The organism is Arthrobacter sp. TJ-236, from assembly GCF_058269235.1.
This window is the reverse complement of the sequence record NZ_JBZCNI010000002.1, coordinates 618966-644780: the sequence shown is the minus strand read 5'-3', so window position 1 is coordinate 644780 and position 25815 is coordinate 618966. Positions and strand designations below refer to the sequence as shown.

The window sequence follows — 25815 nt, the reverse complement described above, 5'->3', positions numbered from 1 at the left end:
CCTATTGTATCCGGACCGCTCCGCCTCGTTCCGGGCCGGCGACCGCACCGGGGACGTCGACGTGACCACCCGCGGCCGACGTCGCCACGCCCGCGCGCAGTGTTCCGTAGTACAGCGCCTCGAAGGTCGTGAGGGTGGTCCCGATGTCGTGCGCACGGACGAGATCCCGGCTGGCCGCGCCCATCCGCTGCTGCTGCTCCGGGGAGGATCCGAGGATCTCCGTGATGCGGCGACCGAGATCGTCGGCGTCGCCCGGGGTGAAGAGGTACCCGTTCTTCCCGTCGTCGACCAGGTGCGGCAGGGCCATCGCGTCGGCTAGTACCACGGGTGTCGAGGCGGACATCGCCTCGAGCGTGACGAGTGACTGCAGTTCGGCGGTGCCGGGCTGGCAGAACAGGGAGGCGCGGATGTAGCTCAGGCGCAGTTCGTCGTCGTCGATCAGCCCGCGGAACCTCACGCGGTGGCTGATACCCAGCCGCGCGGCCTGCGCCTGCAGCGCAGGTTTGACCTCACCGCCGCCGACGATCTCCAGGTGCACGTCGAGGTGTTCGGGCGTCCGGGCGACGGCGTCGATCAGGACGTCGACGTGCTTCTCCTCCGCGAGCCTGCCCACGAACAGGACGGTGGGGTGCTCGTGCGGCACGACCGTCTCGCCGGGCCGGACCTCGTACGCCGAGGCGTCGATCCCGTTGGAGACCGGCAGGACCTCCGTCAGGAAGGCGTGGTCGTGCATCGCCTTCGCGGCCAGCGGCGTGGGAGTGGTCACGGCGGCGGCCTTGCCCATCACCTTGCCCATGTCCTTCCACGAGTTCTTCGCGATGACGCGCTTGAACCACTCCGGGAACGGCAGGAACGGATTCAGGTTCTCCGGCATGAAGTGGTTGGTGGCGACCACGCGGATGCCCCGCTTGACCGCCTCGTAGAGCGTGTACTCGCCCACCATGTAGTGGCACTGGATGTGGACGACGTCGGGTTGAACGTGGTCGAACAGCAGACTGATGTCGCGCCGGATCTCCCAGGGGTAGCAGATGCGCCAGTAGTCGTGGGTCGGCACGCTGTGGGACCTGAGCCGGTGCACCGTCCAGTCGCCGTCGGCCTCGGTGTAGCTCCTGCCGTTCGAGGGCCTCGGAGCGAGCACGTGCACGTCGTGGCCGCGGCCCGCCATGCCCTTCGCCAGGCGGTAGCCGAACTGCGCCGCGCCATTCACATTGGGCGGGTAGGTGTCGGCGGCGATCAGGATGGTCAGAGGCTTGGTATCAGCCGGGTAACTCACGCGTGGATCCCCTACGTCGGTGTGCTGGCACTCGCGGTGCCGGTCGGCGTCACCGCTGACGCTTGACCACATCGGGGTGGTGGCGTGACAGCGCGACGACCCCAACGATAGCAACGAGGGCCGCCGCACCCATGCCCAGGGCCGTGACGGTCCGGACATCCGGTTGCAGCTCGTCGAGGATGACGATGCCCACGGCGATCCCGATCATGGGGTCGATGACCGTGAGCCCGGCGATGACGAGGTCCGGCGGGCCCGTGGCGTAGGCGCTCTGCACGAACCACGCGCCGAGTGCGGCAGCCGCCACCAGGGCGACGACGGTGAGGACGGGCACGTTGAGCAGGAACCGGCCGTTCGGGTCCAGCAGGTGCCCCGCCGTGATCTTGGTCAGGACGGCGACGAAGCCGAACAGCACCCCGGCGCCGAGGATGTAGGCGAAGGCGTTGAGGCGGTGCCTGCCCATCACCGCTAGCGAGCCGAACAGCGCGACGGCGGCCCCGACGAGCAGCACCACGGACAGCTCCTGCGCCGGCTCGATCGCGTGGTTCTCCCGAGTGACCGTGACGGCGAGCAGCACGAAGAGGGCGCTGCCCGTGACGCACGCCGTGATCGCCGCGACGGTGGGCCGATTGATGCGGATACCCTGATCGCGGGCGTTCACGACGGTGGTGATGACCAGCGCGACGGCCCCGATGGGCTGCACCACGGTGAGGCTCGCGAGGGTGAGTGCCACGACGTTCAGGGCCATGCCCGCGCCGAGGAGCACGAGACCGAACAGCCAGCGGGGGTTGACGAGCAGCCTGCTGAAGCCCGACGAACTGAGGTTCAGGCCGCCGGTGTTGGCACGGACGGCACTGCCCTGCCGCTGCGCTCCGAACGCCAGGAAGACGGCACCGAGGAGCGCCAGGACGATGGCTAGGAGGGGCACGACTGCTGCTCGGCCTGCTCCAGCCTGTACTTGTGGTGCGCCGCCCTGAAGTAGAGGACGAAGGCGACGAGGTGGAGCACGCAGCCCGCGGCCAGCAGCGCCTGCGCGGTGACGAGGATCCACTCCTGGGCGAAGCCGTCCACGCGGTACAGCAGCAGGAGGGGTGCGCCCACGAGGAGGAGAGCCGTCCGGATCTTCCCCACGGTGATGACCGGCAGATGCAGTGGTCCACGGAAGAGGACGAGCGCGTTCACGATCAGGATCACATCGGGGATGACGATGGTCCACACGAACCAGGCCGGCGTGATGCCGTCCACCACGAACGTGACGGCGATGACGATCAGCGCGGTGCGGTCGGCCACGGGATCGAGCCACGTGCCGACCACCGAGACCTGGTGGAGCCGTCGGGCGAGCCAGCCGTCGACCCAGTCCGTCGAGCCGACGACCACGAGCGTGATCACCGCTGCTCCGTACCTCTGCTGGGTGATGAACCACACGAAGAGCGGGACCCCGAGGAAGCGGATGACCGTGATCAGGTTCGGCAGGGTCCACGCCGTCGCGAGGACGGCGTCACCGTCCGGCTGCGCGCCTGACCTCATTCCCCATCACCGAGCCTCTCCCTGCCATTATGCACAGCGAACGGCCGCTCTCCGGCGACCCCGGCGGCAGCGAGCCGTCGTGATCGCCGGTGAACGGCCGTGGAGTGTGCGGAACTACTTGGTGAGCAGACGGCGGAGCATGACCAGCATCGCGGCGACCGACGCGGCCAGCACGCTCAGCGGCTTCCACCGATCCGCGAGGGTCGTGTTGTGCGGGACATCGCGGCGCACGGCGACAGCCGCGGGCCTCGTGGCGCCCGGATCGGCGTTCTTCCCGCTCACGCCGGCGCGGGTCTGCGAGCCCGTGCCCGAGCCCTTGCTCGACGTCTGGTCGCCGGAACGGTGCCTGGCTTTGCCGAGCCGCGCCTTGATGTCCGCGCGGGCTCCGAGCGAGTCGCGGGCCTCCGCGATGTGCGTCCGGCGCTCGCCCGAGCGGCTCCGCAGCTCCTCGTAGGAGGGCGTGGGCTCCTTCGGCGCCGTGTCCTTGCCGTCCTTCTCGCTCTTGCCGTCCTTCTCGTCCTTGGGCTTCTTCACGTCCAGGGTCGCGGGATCGAAGCTGCGGCCCTCCTTCAGCACCCCGAGGTCGTAGCGCAGGCCGCGGATCGCATCCTGCGGAACCAGCGGGAGCTGCTTCTTGAGGCGTGACACCCCGATGAGGGCGAGCACTCCGCCCACGACGAGGAAGAACAGCGCCACCAGGAGCGCGGCGAGCCAGGCCGGCATGACCTCCGCGAGACCCATGATCGCCGCGACGATCAGCGCGACGGCGAAGAACAGCACGAAGACGAGCGCGACCACCAGGAAAGCGACGGCGATCCCGGCCTTGATGCCCTTCTGCTTCATCTGACCGATGGCGATCGATACTTCGTCGCTCACCTGCCGCGGCGTCAGACGCGCGAGGAGCTTGATCAGCCCGAAGAGTGAGAGCGAGCCCGTGGACCGCTTGCCGCGCGTAGTGGCCGAGCTGTTCATAGGCCCTGGCTCCGTTCTGAAGGTGCTGCTGGACGTTGGCTGAACCAAAATTACCACCGGACCCGGAACCCGCCCGGCGCGTGCTCCCGGCCGCCGTCCCGGCCACCCGCAGCGGGAATGTGTTGTATGGCTGCCCGGCGGGACACCGCGGGCGGTGGATCAGGCGTGCGTCAGCTCCGCGTTGTCCTCGAGGTCCTTGCCGTTGAACTCGGGCAGCTTGGTCCGGACGAACACGAAGGACAGGACGGCGAAGACCGTGAACGCCGCGTACATGATCCACAGACCCAGGTTCTCGCTGACCCACGGGAAGGTGAGGGTGACGATGAAGTTGAAGACCCAGTTGACCATCGTGGCGACGCCCAGGGCGATCGACCTGATCCGGTTGGGGAACATCTCGCCGAGCGTGACCCACATGACGGGCCCCCAGGTCGCGGCGAAGAAGATCACGAAGAGATTGGCGCCGACCAGCGCGACCGGGCCCCAGACGCCCGGCAGGGTGATCTCCTCACCCGTGCCTTCGGCCTGCAGGAAGGAGACCGTCGCGGCGAGCAGACCCACCGTCATACCGACGGACCCGATGAGCAGCAGCCTCCGACGACCCACGCGGTCCACGAAGAAGATGGCGACGAACGTCATGCTCACGTTGATCACGGACGTGATGACCGACGTGGTGAAGGAATCGCTCTCGCTGAACCCGACCGACTGCCACAGCGTCGTGGAGTAGTAGAAGATCGCGTTGATGCCCACGAGCTGCTGCAGGGCGGCGATCGCCATGCCGATCCAGAGGATGGGCTGCAGACCGAACGCGGGTCCCCGCAGGTCGCGGTAGCTCGCCCTGTCCTCGCGCTCGAAGCTCTGGCGGATCTGGTCGATCTTGCCGGAGGTGTCGCTCACACCGGTGACGCGTGACAGGACGCGTGCGGCGTCGTCGTCCCTGCCCGCCCGCACGAGGAACTGCGGCGACTCGGGGATGATCAGCGCCAGCACGCCGTAGACGACGGCTGGGATCACCCCGACGAGCAGCATCCACCGCCAGGCGGAGAGACCCCACCAGAACTCGTTGCCTGCTCCCCCGGCGGCGCTCGCCAGCGAGGCGTCCGAGAGCAGGGCGGCGAAGATACCCACCGTGATGGCCAACTGTTGGACCGAGCCCAGCGCCCCCCGCCACTTCGTCGGGGCGATCTCGGCGATGTACCCGGGAACGATCACGGACGCAATGCCGATCGCGAGCCCTCCCACGAGGCGCCACGCCATGAGATCCCACTCGGAGAAGGCGTAGGCGGAGCCCGCGGAGTTCACGGCGAACAGGATGGCCGCGGCCACCATCACCCTCTTGCGTCCCCAGCGGTCGGCGAGACCTCCGGCGAACCAAGCGCCGGCCGCGCACCCGAGCAGCGTGATGGCGACCGTGAAGCCGAGCACGCTCGGGCTGAGCTCGAAGTCGGCCTGGATGGAGTCCACGGCCCCGTTGATCACGGCGGTGTCGAACCCGAACAGCAGACCGCCGACGGCGGCCGCGACGGTGATCGCGATGACCCTCGCCATGTGTTTCGGTGACTGCGGGGTCTCCCGCTCCGTCTGCCCCTCGGTGTCCCGATCCGTGTGCCGGTCCGTCATGACGCGCTCTCCCTGCTCGTGGCCTGTCGCTTCACCCTACGCCGATGGACGGGCCGCGTCCCGGCCCCTCCCGCGGGCCCGCAGGGCTTCCGCGGCCCCTAGGATAGTGGTGTCATTGATTCGCCTCAGCAACCGTTCCGTCAGCGGACGCTGCTGCCGCGCGAGCCGCTCCGCCATCGTCGCCGGGCCGCAGGAGCCGAGCCTTCCGCCCAGACTCCTGGCAGTACATCCCGTCATCGTGAGGTACCACCGTGAGCACAACCCTTCATCCGGGCGACACCCTCTCCCGCAGCGAGAAGATCCGCTACGTCTTCATCCTCGGGACGCTGACCGCGCTCGCCCCGTTCACCATCGACCTCTACCTGCCCGCGTTCCCCGCGCTGCAGGCCGACTTCGGCGTGACCGAGGCGGCCATCCAGCTCACGCTCACCGGCACGATCATCGGCTTCGCAGGCGGTCAGCTCCTCATCGGCCCGCTGAGCGACGCGATCGGTCGTCGGGTCCCGCTGATCCTCGCGACGATCCTGCACGTCGGTGCCTCGATCGGGGCGGCCTCGTCCGAGGACGTCAGCATGCTCATGCTCTTCCGTGTCCTCCAGGGGATCGGGGCCGCGGGCGGCGGTGTGGTGGCGATGGCGATGGTGCGTGATCTCTTCGGCGGGTACACGCTCGTGCGCATGCTGTCCTACATGGCCCTGGTCAACGGCATGGCCCCGATCCTCGCCCCCGTGATCGGCTCACAGCTCCTGCTGCTCTTCCCCTGGCCGGGCATCTTCTGGTTCCTGGCCTGCTACGGGATCCTCGTGATCGTCGGCGTGGTGCTCTTCATCATCGAGACCCTGCCGGCCGAGAACCGGCGGAAGTCCGAGGTGACGGTGGTGCAGCGCTACCGGATCGTCCTCGGGGACCGCGTGTTCATCGGGATCCTGCTGGTCGGCGGGATGAACTTCTCCGGGCTCTTCTCCTACCTGTCGGCGTCGCCCTTCCTCTTCCAGGACGTCTACGGGCTCGACGAACAGCAGTACGGCTGGTTGTTCGCCGTGAACAGCCTGGGGATCGTGGCAGCCGTCCAGGTCAGCGCCCGGCTGCTGCGGAGGCTCGGACCGCAGTGGGTGATCGCGGGGGCCACGGCCGTGCAGGTGGTCATGGCATCGCTGATCGTCGCCTTCGACCAGATGGGCCTGGGGTTCTGGGGAACGGCCGTGCCGCTCTGGTTCTACATCATGGCCACGGGGTTCATCTTCCCCTGCGTCCAGGTGCTGGCGCTGATCAACAACGGCGCGCAGGCGGGTACCGCCGCGTCCCTGCTCGGTGCCGTCACCTTCGGCCTGGCCGGAATCATCTCGCCGCTCGTGGGCTTGCTCGGCGACGGCATCGAATCGGCCACGCCGATGGCACAGGTGATGGCGGTCTGCATCGGCTTCGCCGTGGTGTTCCTGTGGACCGTGGTCAGGCCGCGGACGGTACCCGCCCTCCAGTAGGCGGACGGCGGACGCCCCGAGCCCGCCCCGAAGCTACCCGGATCCGCAGCTCAGGACGCCGCTCGTCCCCCCGACTCAGGAGGCCGTGGCGCCCGACTCCGCGGGCAACGCCTCGGCCGCCTTCGCGATGTTCCGCGCCATCGCCTTGAAGATGAAGCCGTGGAACGGCAGGACGGCGAGCCAGTACAGGCGGCCGGAGAGGCCCTGGGGGAAGAACACGGCGCGCTGGTAGTAGGCACTCCCCGAGCCCTCCGGCTCCACCGTGAACTCGAGCCAGGCCCGGCCGGGGACCTTCATCTCCGCGCGCAGGCGCAGGCGCTCGCCCCGCACGATCTCCTCGACCCGCCAGAAGTCCAGGGCTTCACCCGTGAGCAGCTCACGGGCGTCGCGGCGGCCGCGCCGCAGGCCGACGCCGCCCGCCACCTTGTCCATCCAGCCACGGGCAGCCCAGCCGACGGGCCAGGAGTACCAGCCGTTCTCGCCGCCGATGCCCTCGACCACGCTCCACAACCTCTGGGGCGATGCCGTGGAACTGTAGGTCTGCACGTCGGTGAACACGGTGTGTCCGGCCCACTGGGGGTCGGAGGGCAACGGGTCGGCCTCGGAGTCGATCTGCGACGCCCCTGCCCAGCTGGTCTCCACCTCGCCCCCGCGCATCTTGCCGAGCGCGAGGTCCACGGAGCGCCGGTACCCTGTCAGGCCTCCCTCGGGCCTGTCGATGTACTCGTCGATGTCGTGCTCGGAGGTCACGGCGTCGTGCTGCAGGGATTCGATGAGGGGCATCGCCATCACGCGCGGGATGGGCGTGACCAGGTTGACCCAGTGCCCGGCGAGCCGGGGCGTGAGGACCGGCAGGGCGAGGATCTTCCGGCGCGGCAGGCCGGCGGCCTCCGCGTACTGGTTCATCATCTCGGCGTAGGTCAGGACCTCGCGGGAGCCGATGTCGAAGGTCCGGTTGAGGTCCGCCGGCAGGTTCAGCGCGCCGACGAGGTAGTGGATGACGTCCCGGACGGCGATGGGCTCGATGTGGTTCAGCACCCACTTCGGCGCGGGCATCACCGGCAGCACGTCGGAGAGGTGCCGGATCATCTCGAAGGACGCCGACCCGGATCCGATCACCACTCCGGCCTGGAAGGCGATGGTCGGCGTACCGGAGCCCAGGAGGATGGTCCCGACCTGCGTGCGTGAGCGCATGTGCGTGGACAGTTCGACGCCCTCGGGGTGCAGACCGCCGAGATAGACGATGCGCTTGACGCCGGCGTCGTCCGCCGCGTCCGCGACGGTCGAGGCGATGTCCGCTTCCCGCTTGTCGAAGTCCTTGCCGGAGTTCATCGAGTGCACCAGGTAGTACAGCGTGTCCACGCCGCGACTCACCCGGCGCATGGTGTCGCCGTCCTGGAGATCACCCTGCACGATCTCCACCGAGCCGGCCCACGGCACGTCCTTGAGCTTCTGCGGGGACCGGACGACCACCCGGACGCGGTGCCCGTCCGCCACGAGTTTGGTGACGAGACGACCGCCGATGTAGCCGGTGGCGCCGGTGACCAGGATGAGCGTGCCGTCAGTGTCCTGCATGCCGTCAGTGTCCATGCGCACAGCCTACGCTCGCCCCCTGACAGGTCACCCGGGGCCCCAAAAGGAACGCCCCCGACCGGTGCTACCACTGGTCAGGGGCGTCTTCTGCTCCTCCGACTGGACTTGAACCAGTAACCCTTCGATTAACAGTCGAATGCTCTGCCAATTGAGCTACGGAGGAATGCGCGGTTACCACTCTACATAGGTTGCAGGGCTGAATGAAATCGTCCGGGGGTCAGTCCACGCGGAGCTGACGGCGCTGCATCTCCAGCTCCATGAGGTCCCGCTGCAGCTGGTTGTAGAGAGCCGGATCAGCCGCAGGCTCCATGCGCTGGAGCTGCCCGAGCTTCTCCGCCTTCTGCTGCGTGATCCTCATCTCGGTGAGCCGGTTGAGGATGTCCCGGCAGTAGTTGACCATGGCGTCGGCGTCCTTCGCGGGCAGCGGCCGGACGGCGAGTTCGCTCACCAGCGGACGCAGGACGTCCGGCACGCCCTCACGGACGGCCTCGACCCAGCGGGAGAGCTCGGCGCCCGCCGCGCCTGCCGCGATCACCGCGGTGTGCAGGGCTTCGTACACAGGCACCGTGAAGTGCGACGTCGAGAAGCTCTCCCACTGCACCGCCGTCAGCATCGTCGGCTGCTGGAGCACCACCTCGAGGGCCTCACGCTCCATGCGGGCGATCGGGTCACGGGGATCCGGTCGCTCGAAGTAGGGCTCGTCGGAAGCACCGGACCCCGGACCCTCGGCGCCGTCCGGCCGCCGGTCGCCCTGCTGCCCCAATCCCGACGGGCCCGAGCCGCCCTGCCCCTGCTGGGAGTACTGCCGCCCGCCGGACGACTGCCCTCCCGATGACGACCCGGACGACGACTGCGCGCTCGACGCCTCGCGCCGCGCAGCCGAGGAGACGGCTCGCGCCACCTGGTCCTCCCCCACGTACTGCATCCCGAGCCAGCGGGACAGCTCGCGCGTGTAGGTGGAACGGAGGGACACGTCGCGGATCTGCGCCACGATCGGGGCGGCGTGGCGTAGTGCCTTGACCTGTCCCTCGCCCGAGGAGAGGTCGAAGTTCTCGAAGGAGGCCTTGATCGCGAACTCGAAGAGGGGCCGCCGGTCGGCAATCAGCGCGCGCACGGCGTCATCGCCCCTGGTCTGGCGCAACTCGCACGGATCGGCGCCGGACGCCTCGACGGCCACGTAGGTCTGGGAGGTGAAGCGCTGGTCCTCCTCGAAGGCGCGCAACGCCGCCTTCTGTCCGGCGGCGTCGCCGTCGAAGGTGAAGATCACCTCGCCACCCGTGCCGTCGTCGGAGAGGAGCCTGCGCGCGATCTTGATGTGGTCCGTTCCGAAGGCCGTACCGCAGGTGGCGACGGCGGTACCCACGCCTGCGAGGTGGCACGCCATGACGTCCGTGTACCCCTCGACGACCACGAGCTGCCGGTTCTTGGCGATCTCGCGCTTGGCCAGGTCGATGCCGTAGAGCACCTGCGACTTCTTGTAGAGCGAGGTCTCCGGGGTGTTGAGGTACTTGGGTCCCTGATCGTCCTCGTAGAGCTTCCGCGCCCCGAAGCCCACGGTCTCGCCCGTGATGCCGCGGATGGGCCAGATCAACCGGCCGCGGAAGCGGTCGTAGAAACGCCCCGCGTTGCTCGACGAGGCGCTGAACATGCCGGTGAGCTTGAGCTCGTCCATGCTGAAGCCGCGCCCGGTGAGGTGGTTGAGCAGTGTGTCCCAGCCCTGGGGTGCGTAGCCGACCCCGAACTGCTCGGCGGCGGCGCGGTCGAACCCGCGGCCCTGGAGGAACTCCCGGGCCGTCGCGGCGTTCGGTGTGAGGAGCTGGTCGCGGTAGAACTCAGCGGCGATCTTGTGGGCGTCCAGGAGGCGCTGCCGTCGGCCCACGTCCTCGCGGCGAGGGCCCGTGCCGCCGTCCTCGTAGTGCAGCTCGAAGCCGATCCGCGCGGCGAGCTTCTCGACCGTCTCCGAGAACGAGGTGTGGTCCAGTTTCTGCACGAAGGAGATGACGTCACCGCCCTCGCCGCACCCGAAGCAGTGGTAGGACCCCATCTGCGGCCTGACGTGGAAGGACGGCGAGCGCTCGTCGTGGAAGGGACACAGCCCCTTGAAGGAGCCGATGCCCGCCGATTTCAGGGTGACGTACCCCTCGACCACTTCCTTGATGTCCGTCCGCTGACGAACCTCATCGATGTCTTCACGCTTGATGAGTCCGGGCATGGCCCCAGTTTAGGCCCGCCCCTCCACGGCCCCGAACGCAGGCCGGGAGCATGTGGGCAAACACTCCCGGGCGTCACCAGAGGGCGGGGACGGGGCCCACGATCCGCTCGTGCAGTCCGAGCGCCGAAGCGTCGGTGAGCGAGGCGACCTGGTCGACGACGACGCGCAGGCGGGCGTCGTCGTCGGCCGCCTCTCGCCAGTCCGCCGCGAACATCGGCTCGAGGAAGCGGTCACCGTCGGCGTGGATCTGGGCCACCAGCGACGTCAGGACCTCGCGCTGCCGCTCGTAGAGCGGCTGGCGGTGGTCAGTGGTCATGACGTAGGTGGTGGCGAGGCCCTTCATCACGGCGATCTCCATGATGGTCTCCTCCGGCACCACCATCTCGGCGTTGTACCGCGTCAGGGGGTCCGGCCCGTAGATGGAGCGCGTCGACTCCATGGCGCTGAGGCAGAACCGGCCGATCAGCTGGCTCGTCATGTTCTTCAGGGCCGCCATGGAGCGGCGCGTGCCGTCGGCCTCGCGCACCCACACCGGGGTCCGTTCGAGCCGCGCGAGGGCGGCGTCCACGGCGGCGGCGTCGCTGCCCGGCAGGTACCACTGCTGGGTGTAACCGACCACCCGGGCGCGCGCGTCGGCGCTGTCCATCCACTTCAGCTGCAGGTGACCGGCGACGATCGCGTCCTCGACGTCGTGCACCGAGTAGGAGATGTCGTCGGCGAGGTCCATGACCTGGGCCTCCAGGCAGGAGCGGCCCTCGGGGGCCCCGTCGCGCAGCCAGGAGAAGACAGGGAGGTCGTCGTCGTACGCCCCGAACTTGGTGGTGCGTCGGCCCGCGAGCACCGGCGCGGAGGACGCCGTCCACGGGTACTTGCAGGCGGCATCGAGGCTCGCGCGCGTGAGGTTGAGGCCGGCCGGCCCGCCGTCGGCCTGCACCACCTTCGGCTCGAGGCGCGTGAGGAGGCGGAGCGTCTGGGCGTTGCCCTCGAACCCGCCGATGGCATGGGCGATGCCGTTGAGCGCGGACTCGCCGTTGTGCCCGAACGGCGGGTGGCCGAGGTCGTGCGCGAGGCACGCGGTGTCGACGATGTCCGGGTCGCAGCCCAGCGTCCGGCCCAGCTCGCGGCCCACCTGGGCCACCTCGAGCGAATGGGTGAGGCGCGTGCGCACGAAGTCGTCCGTGTCGGGCGCCACGACCTGCGTCTTGGCGCCGAGGCGTCGCAGCGCGGACGAGTGCAGCACGCGGGCGCGGTCACGCTCGAAGTCGGTGCGGTGCGAGCTCTTCGCGTGCTCGGCCACCCAGCGCTCGGTGTCCGACGGGCTGTAGCCCGTGGTGGCGGCGAGATCGAGGAAGCTCATGATGCCTTTCTAGTGCACGGACGAGCGGGGGAAGAGCGGAGGCCGCCGGATGTGGACGGGGATCGACGGCGCGGACGGGACGTCATCCGCCGGAGACGTCCACCTCGGCGGCGGCGATGTCCGCCTGCTGCGCCTCGTTGAGCACGCGGCCGTCGAGCCAGTGCTCGGGGAGGGCGGTCTTCTTCGGCGATCCGGCCCGCCCGCGTGGCCCTTCGGCGTCCTGGCCGGGGTAGGGCGACGTCGCGTCGAGTTCGTCCAGCAGGCCCCGCAGCACCTCCAGCGTGGGAACGGCGGCGAGCTTGGCCCGCAGTTCCCCACCGACCACGTACCCCTTGAAGTACCACGCCATGTGCTTGCGGATGTCGCGGAGGCCCATCATCTCGCTGCCGAAGGTCTCCACGAGGAGCTCCGCATGCCGGTACACCGTCTCCGCCACCTGGCCCAGGCCCGGGCGGTGCCGGGACGCGCTGCCCTCGAAGGCGTTCATGAGGTCGCCGAAGAGCCAGGGCCGCCCCTGGCAGCCGCGGCCGATGACCACGCCGTCCACGCCGGTCTGCCGCACCATGCGCACGGCGTCCTCGGCGCTCCAGATGTCCCCGTTGCCGAGCACGGGGATGTCCGGGAGGGCTTCGCGGAGCTCGGCGATGGCGTTCCAGTCGGCCTGGCCGGAGTAGAACTGCGACGCGGTGCGTCCGTGGAGGGCGACGGCGGCCACCCCGCTGTCGCGGGCGATCTTCCCCGCCTCACGGAACGTCAGGTGGTCCTCGTCGATGCCCTTGCGCATCTTGATGGTCAGCGGCACGTCACCCTTCGACGCCTCGCGGACCGCCGTCTGCACGATCGCCGTGAAGAGGTCGAGCTTCCAGGGCAGGGCCGCACCGCCGCCCTTCCGGGTGACCTTCGGCACGGGGCAGCCGAAGTTGAGGTCGATGTGGTCGGCGCGGTCCTCCTCGACGAGGAGCCGGACGGCCGCCCCGACGGTCTTCGGGTCCACCCCGTACAGCTGCACGGAGCGGACCGCCTCGTCGTCGTCGTGGGAGATGATGCGCATCGACTCGGGGCTGCGCTCCACGAGCGCGCGCGAGGTGACCATCTCGGAGACGTACAGGCCGCCGCCGTACTCGCGGCACAGGCGGCGGAAGGCCTTGTTGGTGATGCCGGCCATCGGCGCGAGGATCACGGGCGTGGTCACCGTGATGTTGCCGAGCGTCAGGGGCGGGAGGTCGAGCTTGAGGGCCGCGTCGGTCCGGTCGGGGACGACGTCGATCGCTGCGTCGGGCGCGTGCACCGAGGGCGCGGGAGCGGGATGGGTGGTCACGGCAGTCACCCCTCCATTGTCGCAAGGCTCCGCAAATCCGGGACGGTGCGGGTTCCGCTCGTCGATCGCAGCCCCGGGGCCACCGGGTGGCCGACGTCGTTCCCGGGCGGCCTTCCGCCAGGCGTTCGTCATGCGTCGTCCTCCCCGGGTCGGCCGGAGCGCAGGTCACCGCGGTACCCGCCGCCGGACGTATCCGTCCCGCTGCCATCCTGCCCGCCCTGCCCGCCGTCCCGGCTCCTCGTGAGCGCGTCGCGCCGCTCCCCCACCGCCACCCGCCGTTCGCCCGGCCGGAGGGCGGTCGAGCGCGGTGCGTGACGCACGGCAGGCGGCGATCCGCCGTCGGCCGTGTGAACCGCCGTGCCGTCGGCACGCGGATCACCCTCGTGAGCCGCATCGACGCCGCGGTCGCCCCCTGTCGAAGCGCCGACGGCGGATCGCCCGCCTCCCCTCGGCCCCACCGCCTTCACCACGAGGACCGCCACGAGCGTGGTCAGCGGGATCGCGAGGACCAGTCCGATCGACCCCACCAGGGTCCGGACCACCTCCTCGGCGAGCTCACCGCTGGTCAGGGTGTCGAGCAGCGCGCGGTCGTAGAGGGACACGAGGATCAGCACGGGCAGGGCGGCACCGGCATACGCGAAGGCGATGGTGTAGACGGTCGAGGCGATGTGGTCGCGACCGATGCGCATGGCGGACCCGAACAGCTGCCGCGCGGGCGTCTCCGGCGCGAGCTCGTACAGCTCCCACACCGAGGACGACTGCGTGATGGTGACGTCGTTGAGCACGCCGAGGCCGGAGATGATGAGCCCGCACAGGATGATCGACGAGATGGACAGCTCGTCCGAGGCGTTGACCAGCGTGTACGCGTTCTCGTCCCCCACCCCGGTCAGGTGCGCGGCATCGGTGGCCCACGCGGCGAGCAGTGCCGTGATACCGAGACCGAACACCGTTCCCAGCAGCGCCGTGGAGGTCCGCGCGGAGAACCCGTGCGCGAAGTACAGCACGCCGTACATGATCACCACGGAACCCACGAGGCCGAGGAGCAGCGGCGGCGCCCCGTCGAGGAGACCGGGCAGGATGAACTGCGCGAGGACCACGAGAGCGCCGACGAGCCCGATCATCGCGCGCAGCCCGCGCCACCGCGCGACCGCCACCACGACGACGGCGTAGACCACCGCGAGCGCGACGATCGGCACCGACCGCACGAAGTCGACGAAGACGTAGGCCGCGGCTCCGCCCTGCACGACACCCGCGAGGTCGAGGTAACGGATTTCGTCGCCGGGCTCGACGGCGTCGGTCATCGCCAGTTCCGGCGTCACCTCGACGGCGATCCGGTCACCGCCGGCGGCGGGCTCGGTGTAGGCGACGGTGCAGGTGCTCGCCGTCCCTCCGGCGTCGACCACGGCCTGTGAGGAGGGGCAGTCCGCCTCGGTGACCTCGCGGACGGTGCCGCGTTCGAAGCTGACGCCCTCGGCGGTGGCGTAGGGATTCGCGACCGAGAGCGAGCCGCGGTCGCCGTCGGGCCAGAGCAGGATCATCGCGACGAGCGTGATGACGCCGATGGGCACGAGGATCATCGAGAGCAGGAGCGTGGCCCTCCGCCGCGTGGCAATCGCGGAGGGTGACGGCTCCGAACCCTCGTCGGAGCGAGCGGCCTGCAGGTGGCTGTGGCCCACGGTGGTACCTCGGCTGGTCGGGGACGTGCGGTCTGATCCGGAGATCCTGGAGGCGGGTGCGGAACCCGGCGGGGCCGGGCGCCGTGTGCGATTCTACGGTGGGGCCGAGCCGGTTCCGGCGAAGGCGAGGCCAGGACCCGCGCCCACTCGGCAACGAAGCAGAGCTCCTCGAGCATGGAACGCCCCACGGGGCACGAAGGGACGGTGGGCACCGATGGCCCCAGCAGGACCAGCGCGCGAGCAGGACCCGGTGGTGAGGGTCACCGGCGCGTCGTCGGACGTCCGCGGTGTCGCGCTCGTCCTCCATGGCGGCCGCGCGAACAGTTTCGACGCAGCGGAGGCGTACCACCTCAGCCCTCTGCGGATGCGTCCGTTCGCCGCCCGTCTCGCAGCACAGGGCGGCCCGCACGGTCTCGCGGTCTGGACCCTGCGCAACCGCGTGCGGGGCTGGAACGGAGCGGACCAGTCCGCCCTCACGGACGCCCGGTGGGCGCTCGACCGCATCGAGGCGCAGCATCCGGGACTGCCGGTGTACCTCCTGGGGCACTCGATGGGCGGGCTGACCGCCCTCTACGCTGCCGACCACCCGCAGGTGCGCAGCATCAGCGCCCTGGCACCGTGGCTGGAACCCTCGGCCCCGGTCGAGCAGGTCCGCGGGCGGAACGTCCTCATCATGCACGGCGACACGGACCGCTGGACGAGTCCGACGGCGTCGCTCTCCTTCGCCCGCCGGGCCCAGGGTGTGGCCCGGGACGTCCGGTACGTGCGCATGCTCGGTGCCGGTCACTTCATGCTGCGCTCCGTGCCCGTCTGGCACGGCATGAGCACTTCCTTCCTCCTGCGGCACTTCGCCGAGGACACCGGAGCGGCGATCAGCTCCCGGGCGCTCGAGGCGTCGGAATCCCTCTATCGCGCGAACGATCCGCTGGGCATCACCGCCTGAGCCGGCCCCGGCCGCTCCTCCGTCCCCGTCACCGCATCCCGTCCAGCCCATCTCTTCACCCCTCCCAGAAGGCTCCCGTGCCCAGCTTCCCGTTCCCCGCGTTCCTCACCGGACTCGCCCTCTCGATCCTCGCCGTCGTCCTCCTGATGGCGGTGACCTTCGCCGTGGCGACCGCGCAGCGGCGCCACTCCGTGATCGACGTGACCTGGGGGCTCGGCTTCGTGGTGATCGCCGCCGTCACGTTCCTCGCCTCCGCCGGCGTGGAGGATGCCGACGACGGCCGGCGCCTGCTCGTGCTGGTACTCGTCGCGGTGTGGGGCGTGAGACTCGCCGCGTTCATCGGATGGCGCGCCCGCGGTGGCGAGGAGGACCCCCGCTACACCGCGATGCTGGCCGATCCGCAGGGCTCCCCGGCGCTCCTGGCCCTCCGGAAGGTGTACCTCCCACAGGCGGGCGTCATGCTGTTCGTCTCCCTGCCCCTCCAGGTGGCGATGGTCAGCACCGGGCCGCTCGGGGTCGTCGCGTGGGCAGGTGCACTCGTGTGGGCGGCGGGACTGGCGTTCGAGGCCGTCGGCGATCACCAGCTCTCCGCGTTCAGGAACGACCCCGCACGCCGCGGCACGGTGCTCGACACCGGCCTCTGGCGCTACACGCGCCACCCCAACTACTTCGGTGACGCCCTGGTGTGGACGGGGCTGTTCCTCGTGGCCGCCGACTCGTGGCCGGGGATCCTCACGGTGCTCTCCCCTGCCCTGATGATCTGGGCGCTCGCCGGGAAGACGGGCAAGCCCCTCACCGAGCAGCGGATGTCCGGCCGGCCGGGGTACAAAGAGTACATGGAGCGCACGAGCGGGTTCCTCCCGCTGCCGCCGAGAGCCAAAAGAGGTATCTGAGCATGGGATGGAAGCCGCGGCAGAGCGACCGCATGTACCGGACGGTCGTGTACGCGGGGAAGGCCGTCTTCACGGCGCTGCGCCTGCCGGTGACGGTCTCCGGGACGGAGAACCTGCCCGCCTCGGATCCCCTCGACGGCCGTTCACGCCGCGCGGTCCCCGGACACGGCGCGGTGGTCGCGATCACGCACTTCGGCTACCTCGACTTCGCCTTCGCCGAACTGGTCCTCTGGAACCACGCCCGCATCCAGGCCCGGTACCTGATCTCGAAACGAGCCGCGGAGCACTGGTTCGTGAGCCCGTTCGTCCACGGGCTCGGGCACGTCATCACCGACCGCAAGGCCGGAGCGGTCGCCTACGACGACGCCCTGGCGCGCCTGCGCGCCGGCGAGTACGTGGCGATCCTGCCCGAGGCCGGGGTCTCCCGCAGCTTCACCGTCCGCGCGCTCAAGACCGGCGCGGTGCGCCTCGCCGCCGAGGCGGGCGTGCCGGTCATCCCCGTCTCGGTGTGGGGCTCGCACAGGCTGCTCACCCGCGGGCACGGCTTCTCGGTCAAGCGCGCGCTGCGGACGCCCGTCCGCGTGCACGTGAACCCTCCGATCCACCACGCACCGGGCCTCGACGTCGCCGTCGAGACGGAGGAGCTGCGCCGCGAGCTGCAGAACGGCATCGACCTCTGCATCGCCGACTACCCGGGACAGCCCGAGCCGGGCGCCTGGTGGATGCCCGCGCACCTCGGCGGCGGCGCCATGACGGACGAGGAACGCGAGGCGGCGGACCTCGCCGACCAGAAGGCCGGCCGGCACGATCGCGGCTGACGCCTGTCGATTCGGTCGGTCGGCAGCGTCGGTCGCACGCCGGTGCCGCCGACTGCGCCGATCGCGCCGCGGATGGTCCGGTCCGCGGAACCGGAGCCTCACCTCAGGCGGTCGCGACGACCAGCGTCTCCGGCCCGGCGAGCCGCGCTGCGCCCGTGCCCAGCAGGGGCTCGACGACGGCGACGAGGGCCTCCATCGCGTCGTCGATCTCGAGCTGGATGGGGTACTGGTGCACGAGCATCGCGATCATCGTGGCCACCGCGGCCTGCTGCTCCGTGGGCGTGAGCGTGGTGTCGTAGCCGAGGAGGACGTCCGCGGGATCGTCGGTCCGCGCCTGGGTGTAGCTGACCGCGAACGCCGCGATCGCTCCGCCGTCGGCCCTGGGACGATCACGCAGGACGATCGCCCCGCCGGCACCGCTCGCATCCCCGAGGAAGAGCTGCTGGGCCCTGCCGAGGCTGAGGTCGGCGCGGTCCCACCCGTGCACGGACTCGTAGAACGTCGCCAGCGCGCGCGTCAGCTCCACCGAGCCGGTGGCGGCCTCCTCGAGCTGGGGCCCGGCGGGGTCGTCGAAGGAGGGAGCCGCGAGTGCGCCGGGCCCGACGACGACGAGCCGCGAGCGCTGCAGCGTCCCGAAGCCCGTGGCTTCGGCGAAGGCCGCGCCGGTGGTCCCGGGCGAGACCTTCGACCGCAGGGCCGTGACGCCCGACGGCGAGAGCGCGGCCTCGTGCTGCAGCATCGTCAGGAGCGTCGAGCCGACGCCCGAACGGCGGTGGTCCTCGGCGACCTCGATGTAGCACCACAACCGGTCCGGATGCAGCGCGGCACCGTAGACGCAGCCCGCCGCCACGGGGACGCCCTTGTCCACGGCCGTGATGCAGCGGTTCCACGGCTGGTTCGACGGCGTGCGGAAGGATCCGCGGAACTGCTCGGCGGCAGCCGTCTCCGGGCCACCCCACAGCTGGAGCAGCTCGAGGTCGTCGCCCTCCTGCCAGGCGCGGTACTCGAGAGCCATCAGGCTCCGATCAGGCGCGCGGCGAAGTATCCCTGCACCTGGTCGAGCGCAACGCGCTCCTGCGCCATGGTGTCGCGCTCGCGGATCGTGACGGCCTGGTCCTCGAGCGTGTCGAAGTCCACCGTGATGCAGAACGGCGTACCGATCTCGTCCTGGCGGCGGTAACGCCGCCCGATGGCACCGGCGTCGTCGAACTCGATGTTCCAGCCCTTGCGGAGCTGCGCGGCGAGGTCCTTCGCCTTCGGCGAGAGGTCCTCGTTGCGGCTGAGCGGCAGCACGGCGGCCTTGACCGGTGCGAGGCGGGGGTCGAGCCTCAGGACCGTGCGCTTGTCCACGCCGCCCTTGGCGTTGGGTGCTTCGTCCTCGGTGTAGGCATCCACGAGGAAGGCCATGAAGGAGCGCGTCAGGCCCGCCGCGGGCTCGATCACGAACGGCGTGTAGCGCTCGTTGGTGGCCTGGTTGAAGTAGCCGAGGTCCGTTCCGGAGTGCTTCGAGTGCGTCGAGAGGTCGAAGTCCGTCCGGTTGGCGACGCCCTCGAGCTCACCCCACTCCGAGCCCTGGAAGCCGAAGCGGTACTCGATGTCCGTGGTGCCCTTCGAGTAGTGGCTCAGCTTCTCGAGCGGATGGACGAAGAGCCGCAGGTTCTCGGGGTTGATGCCGAGGCCGGTGTACCAGTCGAAGCGCTCCTTGATCCAGTACTCGTGCCACTGCTCGTCGGTGCCGGGCTCCACGAAGAACTCCATCTCCATCTGCTCGAACTCGCGCGTCCGGAAGATGAAGTTGCCGGGCGTGATCTCGTTGCGGAAGCTCTTGCCGATCTGACCGATCCCGAACGGGGGCTTCTTCCGCGCGGTGGTCAGCACGTTGTTGAAGTTCACGAAGATGCCCTGGGCGGTCTCGGGGCGCAGGTAGTGCATGCCCTCCTCGGACGCGACGGGGCCGAGGAAGGTCTTCAGCAGCCCTGAGAACTCCTGCGGCGGGGTCCACTGGCCCTTCGTGCCGCAGTTCGCGCAGGTGATGTCCTGGAGTCCGTTCTCCGGGGCACGGCCCTTCTTCTCCTCGAACTCCTCCTCCAGGTGGTCGGCCCGGTAGCGCTTGTGGCAGGAGAGGCACTCGACCAGCGGGTCGCTGAACACGTCGACGTGTCCGGAGGCCTCCCACACCTGACGCGGCAGGATGACGGCGGAGTCGAGTCCGACGACGTCCTCACGGCCGCGCACCATGGTCTGCCACCACTGACGCTTGATGTTCTCCTTGAGCTCGGCGCCGAGCGGTCCGTAGTCCCACGCCGAGCGCGAGCCGCCGTAGATCTCCCCCGACTGGAACACGAAGCCGCGCCGTTTGGCGAGCGAGATGATGGGGTCGAGCGCGGACTTGGCCTGTGCCACGGGGTTCTCCAGTTCTGTGCAGGCCGCTGGGTGCGGTCCCACGGGGTCGAGCGGGGGGGGCGGATACGTGCGACGCCGCCCGCCGTCGCCGTCGACCGCGGGCGGAAAGCCACCCGGCAAGCCTACCGGGTGGCACGTCGCGGCACTCGTGATCGGCGAGCTCCGCCGCCCGCTCGGCGCACGTCCGCCGCCTGGGGGCGCGGATCGACGGCGTCGGCCCTTGACCGCCGGCCGAAAGCTTCCTAGGTTGAGGGCACCGTCGACGTGACACACGTCACTCGCGCCCGTGTGATCGGGCGTTCGCCTCACGAAGGACCCTCATGCCCCACCCCATTGCACCATCGCGCGCCCGCCTCGGCCGCGCCGCGCTCGCCATCGCCGGGAGCGTCGCGCTCGTGGCAGGGAGCGGCGTCACCGCGACCGCTGCACCCACGTTCGATTCCAGCACCAACAACTCCTCGAAGAAGCTGCGAGCCGCGGTGACGGTCGACAAGGTGGTCGGTCATCTCACGGCGCTCGACGCCATCGCCGAGGCCAACGGCAACACCCGCGCCTCGGGCACGGAGGGCTACTCCGATTCGGTGGACTACATCGTCGGGAAACTCACCGCCGCCGGCTACACGCCGACCATCCAGACCTTCCTCTTCCCCTACTTCGCCGAACTGTCCCCCGCCGTCCTGGAGGAGACCGCCCCGGATGCCACGAGCTACGGCGCCGCCGACGTCACCACGATGGACTTCTCGGGAGCGGGCGACGTCTCCGCCGCGATCCGTACCATCGACACGACAGGCACCGCGAGTGCTACCGGAACCAGCGGGTGCGAGCCGTCCGACTTCGCGGGCTTCGCGCCCGGGTCGATCGCCCTGGTCCAGCGCGGTGGCTGCACCTTCGCGATCAAGGCCGAGAACGCCGAGGCCGCAGGTGCTGCTGCCGTCGTCATCTTCAACACCGGCGTGGGCCTCAACACGGGCCCGGTGGCGGGAACGCTCGGGGCGCCCGGCGTGGTCGGCATCCCCGTGGTCGGAGCGAGCTTCGCAGCGGGCAACGCCCTCATCGGCGAGGGCGTCAGCGGCCGCGTGGCCGTGGACACCATCTCCGAGAACCGCGAGACGTACAACGTGCTCGCCGAGACTGCCACTGGTGATCCGGACAACGTGGTGATGGTGGGCGCGCACCTCGACAGCGTGCTCGCAGGACCGGGCATCAACGACAACGGCACGGGCAGCGCGGGCATCCTCGCGGTGGCCGAGGGCATGAGCAAGGTCACGACGGCCAACAAGGTGCGCTTCGCCTGGTGGGGTGCCGAGGAGGAGGGCCTGCTCGGGGCCGAGTTCTACGTCGCCGACCTCGTGGAGAAGGACGAGCTGGACAGCGTTGGCCTGTACCTCAACTTCGACATGATCGGTTCGCCGAACTTCGGCCGCTTCGTGTACGACGGCGACAACTCCGCCTTCCCGGTCGGTCCCGACGCCGCTGCGGGTCCCGAGGGTTCCGGTCAGATCGAGCAGGACTTCCACGACTACTTCGCGTCGCAGGGCCTCGCCTCGGGTGAGACCGCGTTCAGCGGCCGGAGCGACTACGGACCCTTCATCGCCGAGGGCGTTCCCGCCGGTGGTCTGTTCACCGGCGCCGAGGGCATCAAGACCGTCGAGCAGGCAGCCCTGTTCGGCGGCGTGGCCGGCGCACCGTACGACGCCTGCTACCACGTGGCCTGCGATGACACGAACAACCTCAGCATCGAGGCGCTCGACCAGCTGAGCGACGCCGTGGCGCACCTGACAGTGACCTATGCCTCCAGCACCTTCGGTGTGAACGGCGCCGGCGCACCGGTCAAGGGCAAGGGCAAGAAGGACCGCTTCGAGGGCAACCCCCTCGGTGGCGGCACCGAGAGCGGCGGCGGGCTCCACCCGGAGCACGACCACGACCACGACGTCGCGGACCGCTGACCCGCACCACCAGCACAGCACCACCAGCAGCATCAGTGAGGAAATCAGTACAGGGGTCGTCCATATCGGACGGCCCCTGTGCCGTGTGCGGGCTCTCCGCTCTCGAGCTCCGGACCGTACGACGGCGATCGTCGCTGGCCGACGGCGATCACAACGAGCCGTCAGCTGTTAGGCCCGCGCGGCCATCGGTGTCACAGCTGGCGTCGGCGCGGCCAGGGCAGGGTGGTGAGGACAATCGCGACGAGGGTGAGCAGCGTCCCGGCGATCGTCGCGAACACGACGATGCTGCCCGGCGTCGGGACCAGGAGATCGAGCGCCAGGGACCCCACGAGTTGCCCGCCGATCATGACGAGGCCCGTCAGCAGCACACCGAGGCTCCGGACAAGCAGCGTGCCGAGGCCGATGAACACGCACCCCATCGGTCCGCCGAGGTAGTACCACCACTCCGTGGGCAGAGGGTTCGTGGGTCCGGCGATCGCGAGCTTGATGAGCCACGCGACGAGCAGCACCGTGGAGCCGGCCACGAAGTTCATCAGCGTGGCCGCGAGCGGCGACCCGTAGTGCAGCGCGGCCGTGCCGTTCATGGCCGACTGGAAGCTCAGCATGATCCCCCCGATCACGGGCAGCAGCACCGGGATCAGCCACGAGGACAGCTCCCCCGCTCCCCCGAAACGCGGCGAGACCGCCCAGACGACCGACAGCACGGTGAGGGACACCCCGATGATCCGCATGGGGGTGGCAGCCCGACGCCCGCCCGGTCCGATGCCGGCCCTGTCCACCAGCAAGCCGCTGAAGGACTGACCCATGACGGCGGCGACGGTGAAGAGCGCCACCCCGATCAGCCCGATGGTCAGGGACTGCGAGAACACGAAGAACGCGCCGATCATGCCTGCCGCCACGTAGTACGGCGGGAAGCGCCGTTCGCGCACCGACGGGATGATCTGGCGGGCGCCCGCCCTCGCGCTCGGCAGCACCAGCGTGATCACGATCATCACCACCAGGCCCGTCCCGAAGCTGATGAGTGCCGCCGCGATGCCGTCGTCGAGGGCGGTACCGAGGGCGCCGTTGATGCGCCCCTGGACGGGAACCGCGAGCCCGGCCGCGAGCGCCAGCGGGAACCCGACGGCGGGCGGGAGGGTGGGGGCATTCTGCACCCCGCCAGCCTAGTGCTGCGTGTCCGGCATGATGGTACGCATGAGTGATCGCGCCCCCGTCGAAGACCTGCCCATCCGCGACGACATGATCCGGCTGGGTCAGGTGCTGAAGCTCGCCTCCCTGGCCGAGGACGGCGTGGACGCCAAGACCCTCATCGACAACGGACTCGTCCAGGTCAACGGCGAGATCGAGGAGCGCAGGGGGCGTCAGCTGCACCCGGGCGACGTCGTCAGCGTCAACGGGCAGGCCGTGCGCATCAGCCGCGGCTAGAACCCGCCGCGCTGCCCCACCCGCCGCCCGGATCGGTCAGCGCCGTCCGAGCACCGTCATGCTGAGGAACTCGCGCACGTGCGCGAGTTCCTGCTGATTGATGCTGTGGAACATGTTCGGGTAGAGGATCTTCGTCAGCGTGGTGTGCTTCACGAGCCAGCCGTGGGTGTACTCGATCAGCTCGGGCGTGATCACCGGATCCTCCTGGTCGCGACCCCAGAAGAAGGGCACGGGTGCCGCCCGGACGTCGTCGTCCCGGAAGAACGCGTGGCCCTCGGGTGCAACGGCGAAGCCGGACAGCCCGACGACGCAGGCGAAGTCGGCAGGCCGGTGCCGCAGGAGGGAGGTGGCCACGCCCATGCCCTGTGAGAAGCCGAGAAGGCTCACGCTCGAATGGGCGCCGCGCACCGTGTCCAGCCAGGCGGACACCGCCTCGACGCTCCGGACCACGCTCTCCACCGAGTAGGTGACCTCGCGCGAGAGCGGGAACCACGAGTAGCCGGGGCCGGCGGGCTGCGGAGCACGCACGGAGGCCACCGTGAACTCCGGGGGCAGGTGGTCGGTGAGGCCCATGAGGTCTGCCTCGTCCGCCATGTAGCCGTGGAACAGCACGAGGAGCGGGGTGCCGTCGCGCTCGCTCTCCGGCTTCGACCAGAGGACCACGGGTGCCCAGTCCGCGCTGCGTCCGTCTGTCCCGGAGGTCTCCGCCGACTGACCGGTGGGTACGGCGGCACGCGGTGCGTCGGCGGGCGCCGGAGAGCCGGTCGAGGGCGGGGCGGAGGGTGGGGAGGGCACGGCGGTGCCGCGGGGAGCGTCGGTCATGGCGTCCATCCTGACACGGGCGGGCGCCGGTGGTGGAGCCGTCCCAGGGCTTCTCGCCCCGGCCTGGTGTGGCGCGGCGGCAGCGGAGGTTGCAACAATGTGGGGCGTGAGTACCATCCCGAACGGTCCGCTGGTCGACCCGACCCTCACCACCGAGCCGCATCCCTGGCATCGCCTCGTGTCGCTCGGCGACTCGTTCACCGAGGGCATCGGCGACCCCAACCCGGAGAGCATCGGCGGCAATCGGGGGTGGGCGGACCGCGTGGCGGAGGAACTCTCCCGAGGCCAGGCGGACTTCGCCTACGCCAATCTCGCGGTGCGCGGCCGGCTCCTCCAGCAGATCATCGACCAGCAGGTGGGGCCCGCGCTCGAGCTCCGCCCCGACCTCGTGACCATCTCCGCCGGCGGCAACGACCTACTGCGGCCCGGCGGCGATCCCGACGGACTCGCCGACAGGCTCGACGACGTCGTCTCGCAGCTGGCCGCCTCCGGTGCCACGGTGGTGCTGTTCACCGGTCCGGACGTACGCGAGACGGTCCTCGGCAGCATCCGCTCGAAGACCGCCATCTACAACGAGAACCTCCGCTGCATCGCCGCACGCCACGAGGCCGTGATCGCCGACATGTGGGCGCTGCGACAACTGATGTCCCCCCAGATGTGGGCCTCCGACCGGCTGCACTTCTCGCCGCTCGGGCACCACACCATCGCCATGATGGTTCTGGACACCCTGGCCGTCCGGCACACCCTCGAACCGCTGCAGCCGAAGGACCTGCCGGTGCGCACCTGGCGAGCCGCGCGCGCGGAGGATCTTGTCTGGGCCCGTGAGTACTTCGTGCCGTGGGTGCTGCGCAGGCTGCGTCACCAGTCATCGGGCGACGGCGTCATCGCCAAGCGGCCGGAACCCACGCCCGTCTTCGGCCCTGGCATGCCACCGGGCGCGGCGGACTGAACCGTCCGCTCGCCGCCGCCGCGGGTCGGCGGCCAGCAACCGCGACCGGACGCGTCGGGTGGAGCGGCCAGGCGCCCGACGCGACCGGCGCGACCGACGGGTCCGACGCGACCGACGACGATCGACGCGACCGACGACGATCGAAGGACTCCCCCATGGCCACGGTGCACCTGATGTGCGGCTTCAACGGCGCGGGCAAGAGCACGGTCGCGCGAGCCATCTCCCGGGTGACCGGCGCGCGGCGGTTCGGCCTCGACGAGCACATGATCCGCCTGTACCCGCACCTCGACTACGCCGCCGATGAGTACGGGAGAGCCGCGGTCGAGGAGCGCGAGACGCTGTGGCGGAACGCTACGCGCGCGCTGGGCTCCGGGCACGACGTCGTCCTCGACTGGAACTGCTGGCGAGCAGCGGATCGACAGCTGTGGGCCGACCGGGCGCACCGCGCCGGCCACGCCGTCGTCGTGCACTGGGTCGATGTGCCCCTGGCGATGGCCCTGGATCGATGACGCACGCGGAAGGGCAACGGGGAGGCCGGTGCGCACCGGCTGCGGGACCAGGACGTCCGTACTCTCGCTGCCCTCTTAGAGGAA

22 protein-coding genes and 1 tRNA gene are annotated in these 25815 nt (G+C 70.1%); 8 read left to right on the top strand and 15 right to left on the bottom strand.

The features are described 5' to 3' along the window. Position 1: 1 nt before the first annotated feature. The 5 genes from AC4D16_RS11580 to AC4D16_RS11560 all read right to left on the bottom strand — a co-directional run bounded on the left by AC4D16_RS11580 (position 2) and on the right by AC4D16_RS11560 (position 5386). The gene (locus AC4D16_RS11580) at positions 2 to 1273 is read right to left on the bottom strand and encodes a glycosyltransferase (RefSeq protein WP_490955103.1); all 1272 of its coding nucleotides are present in this window, start codon (positions 1271 to 1273) and stop codon (positions 2 to 4) included. Positions 1274 to 1322: 49 nt separating this feature from the next. Then, a complete protein-coding gene (locus tag AC4D16_RS11575; protein ID WP_490955102.1) occupies positions 1323 to 2198 on the bottom strand; it encodes a DMT family transporter in 876 nt (291 codons plus the stop codon). Next, the gene (locus tag AC4D16_RS11570; protein ID WP_490955101.1) at positions 2186 to 2797 is read right to left on the bottom strand and encodes a CDP-alcohol phosphatidyltransferase family protein; all 612 of its coding nucleotides are present in this window, start codon (positions 2795 to 2797) and stop codon (positions 2186 to 2188) included. The genes AC4D16_RS11575 and AC4D16_RS11570 overlap by 13 nt, the downstream gene beginning before the upstream one ends. A 114-nt stretch (positions 2798 to 2911) precedes the next feature. After that, entirely contained in the window at positions 2912 to 3769 is an 858-nt protein-coding gene (locus AC4D16_RS11565) for a phage holin family protein (protein WP_490955100.1), read from the bottom strand. Between the two features lie 159 nt (positions 3770 to 3928). Next, entirely contained in the window at positions 3929 to 5386 is a 1458-nt protein-coding gene (locus AC4D16_RS11560; protein WP_490955099.1) for a sugar porter family MFS transporter, read from the bottom strand. A gap of 251 nt (positions 5387 to 5637) precedes the next feature. Here AC4D16_RS11560 and AC4D16_RS11555 point away from each other — a divergent pair, with 251 nt between their 5' ends. After that, positions 5638 to 6867 carry a multidrug effflux MFS transporter gene (locus AC4D16_RS11555; protein WP_490955098.1) on the top strand — a complete coding sequence of 410 codons (1230 nt, stop codon included), beginning with the start codon at positions 5638 to 5640 and terminating at the stop codon, positions 6865 to 6867. 75 nt (positions 6868 to 6942) lie between these two features. Here the strand turns inward: AC4D16_RS11555 and AC4D16_RS11550 are convergent, their stop codons facing one another. The 6 genes from AC4D16_RS11550 to AC4D16_RS11525 all read right to left on the bottom strand — a co-directional run bounded on the left by AC4D16_RS11550 (position 6943) and on the right by AC4D16_RS11525 (position 15023). After that, the gene (locus tag AC4D16_RS11550; RefSeq protein ID WP_490955097.1) at positions 6943 to 8457 is read right to left on the bottom strand and encodes an SDR family oxidoreductase; all 1515 of its coding nucleotides are present in this window, start codon (positions 8455 to 8457) and stop codon (positions 6943 to 6945) included. Between the two features lie 93 nt (positions 8458 to 8550). Next, positions 8551 to 8623 (bottom strand) — tRNA-Asn (locus AC4D16_RS11545). A gap of 54 nt (positions 8624 to 8677) precedes the next feature. After that, on the bottom strand, positions 8678 to 10672 hold the full coding sequence (dnaG, locus tag AC4D16_RS11540) for a DNA primase (protein ID WP_490955096.1): 1995 nt from the start codon (positions 10670 to 10672) through the stop codon (positions 8678 to 8680). Between the two features lie 73 nt (positions 10673 to 10745). Beyond that, entirely contained in the window at positions 10746 to 12029 is a 1284-nt protein-coding gene (locus AC4D16_RS11535; RefSeq protein WP_490950702.1) for a deoxyguanosinetriphosphate triphosphohydrolase, read from the bottom strand. 82 nt (positions 12030 to 12111) lie between these two features. Continuing rightward, the gene (gene dusB / locus AC4D16_RS11530) at positions 12112 to 13317 is read right to left on the bottom strand and encodes a tRNA dihydrouridine synthase DusB (RefSeq protein ID WP_490955197.1); all 1206 of its coding nucleotides are present in this window, start codon (positions 13315 to 13317) and stop codon (positions 12112 to 12114) included. 158 nt (positions 13318 to 13475) lie between these two features. After that, on the bottom strand, positions 13476 to 15023 hold the full coding sequence (locus AC4D16_RS11525) for a YibE/F family protein (RefSeq protein WP_490955095.1): 1548 nt from the start codon (positions 15021 to 15023) through the stop codon (positions 13476 to 13478). Between the two features lie 214 nt (positions 15024 to 15237). Between AC4D16_RS11525 and AC4D16_RS11520 the strand changes: the two genes are divergently transcribed. The 3 genes from AC4D16_RS11520 (at position 15238) to AC4D16_RS11510 (ending at position 17677) form a co-directional block, all read left to right on the top strand. After that, positions 15238 to 15966: an alpha/beta hydrolase gene (locus AC4D16_RS11520; RefSeq protein ID WP_490950700.1), complete on the top strand. Its 729-nt coding sequence runs from the start codon at positions 15238 to 15240 to the stop codon at positions 15964 to 15966. Positions 15967 to 16043: 77 nt separating this feature from the next. Continuing rightward, complete coding sequence (locus tag AC4D16_RS11515; protein WP_490955094.1) at positions 16044 to 16859, top strand: DUF1295 domain-containing protein; 816 nt, start codon at positions 16044 to 16046, stop codon at positions 16857 to 16859. Between the two features lie 2 nt (positions 16860 to 16861). Further along, positions 16862 to 17677: a lysophospholipid acyltransferase family protein gene (locus AC4D16_RS11510; RefSeq protein ID WP_490955093.1), complete on the top strand. Its 816-nt coding sequence runs from the start codon at positions 16862 to 16864 to the stop codon at positions 17675 to 17677. A gap of 103 nt (positions 17678 to 17780) precedes the next feature. Here AC4D16_RS11510 and AC4D16_RS11505 read toward each other — a convergent pair whose 3' ends face one another. Next, on the bottom strand, positions 17781 to 18692 hold the full coding sequence (locus AC4D16_RS11505) for a GNAT family N-acetyltransferase (RefSeq protein ID WP_490955092.1): 912 nt from the start codon (positions 18690 to 18692) through the stop codon (positions 17781 to 17783). Beyond that, positions 18692 to 20080 (bottom strand): glycine--tRNA ligase, encoded by a 1389-nt coding sequence (locus AC4D16_RS11500; protein ID WP_490955091.1) that lies wholly within the window; start codon positions 20078 to 20080, stop codon positions 18692 to 18694. The genes AC4D16_RS11505 and AC4D16_RS11500 overlap by 1 nt, the downstream gene beginning before the upstream one ends. A gap of 320 nt (positions 20081 to 20400) precedes the next feature. Here AC4D16_RS11500 and AC4D16_RS11495 point away from each other — a divergent pair, with 320 nt between their 5' ends. Next, complete coding sequence (locus tag AC4D16_RS11495; RefSeq protein ID WP_490955090.1) at positions 20401 to 22026, top strand: M28 family peptidase; 1626 nt, start codon at positions 20401 to 20403, stop codon at positions 22024 to 22026. A 191-nt stretch (positions 22027 to 22217) separates the two neighbouring features. Here the strand turns inward: AC4D16_RS11495 and AC4D16_RS11490 are convergent, their stop codons facing one another. Then, a complete protein-coding gene (locus AC4D16_RS11490) occupies positions 22218 to 23180 on the bottom strand; it encodes a DMT family transporter (protein WP_490955089.1) in 963 nt (320 codons plus the stop codon). A 40-nt stretch (positions 23181 to 23220) separates the two neighbouring features. Here AC4D16_RS11490 and AC4D16_RS11485 point away from each other — a divergent pair, with 40 nt between their 5' ends. Continuing rightward, entirely contained in the window at positions 23221 to 23451 is a 231-nt protein-coding gene (locus AC4D16_RS11485) for an RNA-binding S4 domain-containing protein (RefSeq protein WP_490955088.1), read from the top strand. A 36-nt stretch (positions 23452 to 23487) separates the two neighbouring features. On the opposite strand, the gene AC4D16_RS11480 is transcribed toward AC4D16_RS11485, so the two are convergent. Continuing rightward, complete coding sequence (locus tag AC4D16_RS11480; RefSeq protein WP_490955087.1) at positions 23488 to 24273, bottom strand: alpha/beta hydrolase; 786 nt, start codon at positions 24271 to 24273, stop codon at positions 23488 to 23490. 97 nt (positions 24274 to 24370) lie between these two features. On the opposite strand from AC4D16_RS11480, the gene AC4D16_RS11475 reads away from it, so the two are divergent. Both AC4D16_RS11475 and AC4D16_RS11470 read left to right on the top strand, forming a co-directional pair. Continuing rightward, on the top strand, positions 24371 to 25222 hold the full coding sequence (locus AC4D16_RS11475) for an SGNH/GDSL hydrolase family protein (RefSeq protein ID WP_490955196.1): 852 nt from the start codon (positions 24371 to 24373) through the stop codon (positions 25220 to 25222). After that, on the top strand, positions 25111 to 25731 hold the full coding sequence (locus AC4D16_RS11470) for a P-loop nucleotide/nucleoside kinase family protein (protein ID WP_490955086.1): 621 nt from the start codon (positions 25111 to 25113) through the stop codon (positions 25729 to 25731). The genes AC4D16_RS11475 and AC4D16_RS11470 overlap by 112 nt, the downstream gene beginning before the upstream one ends. The last annotated feature ends 84 nt before the right edge of the window (positions 25732 to 25815 follow it).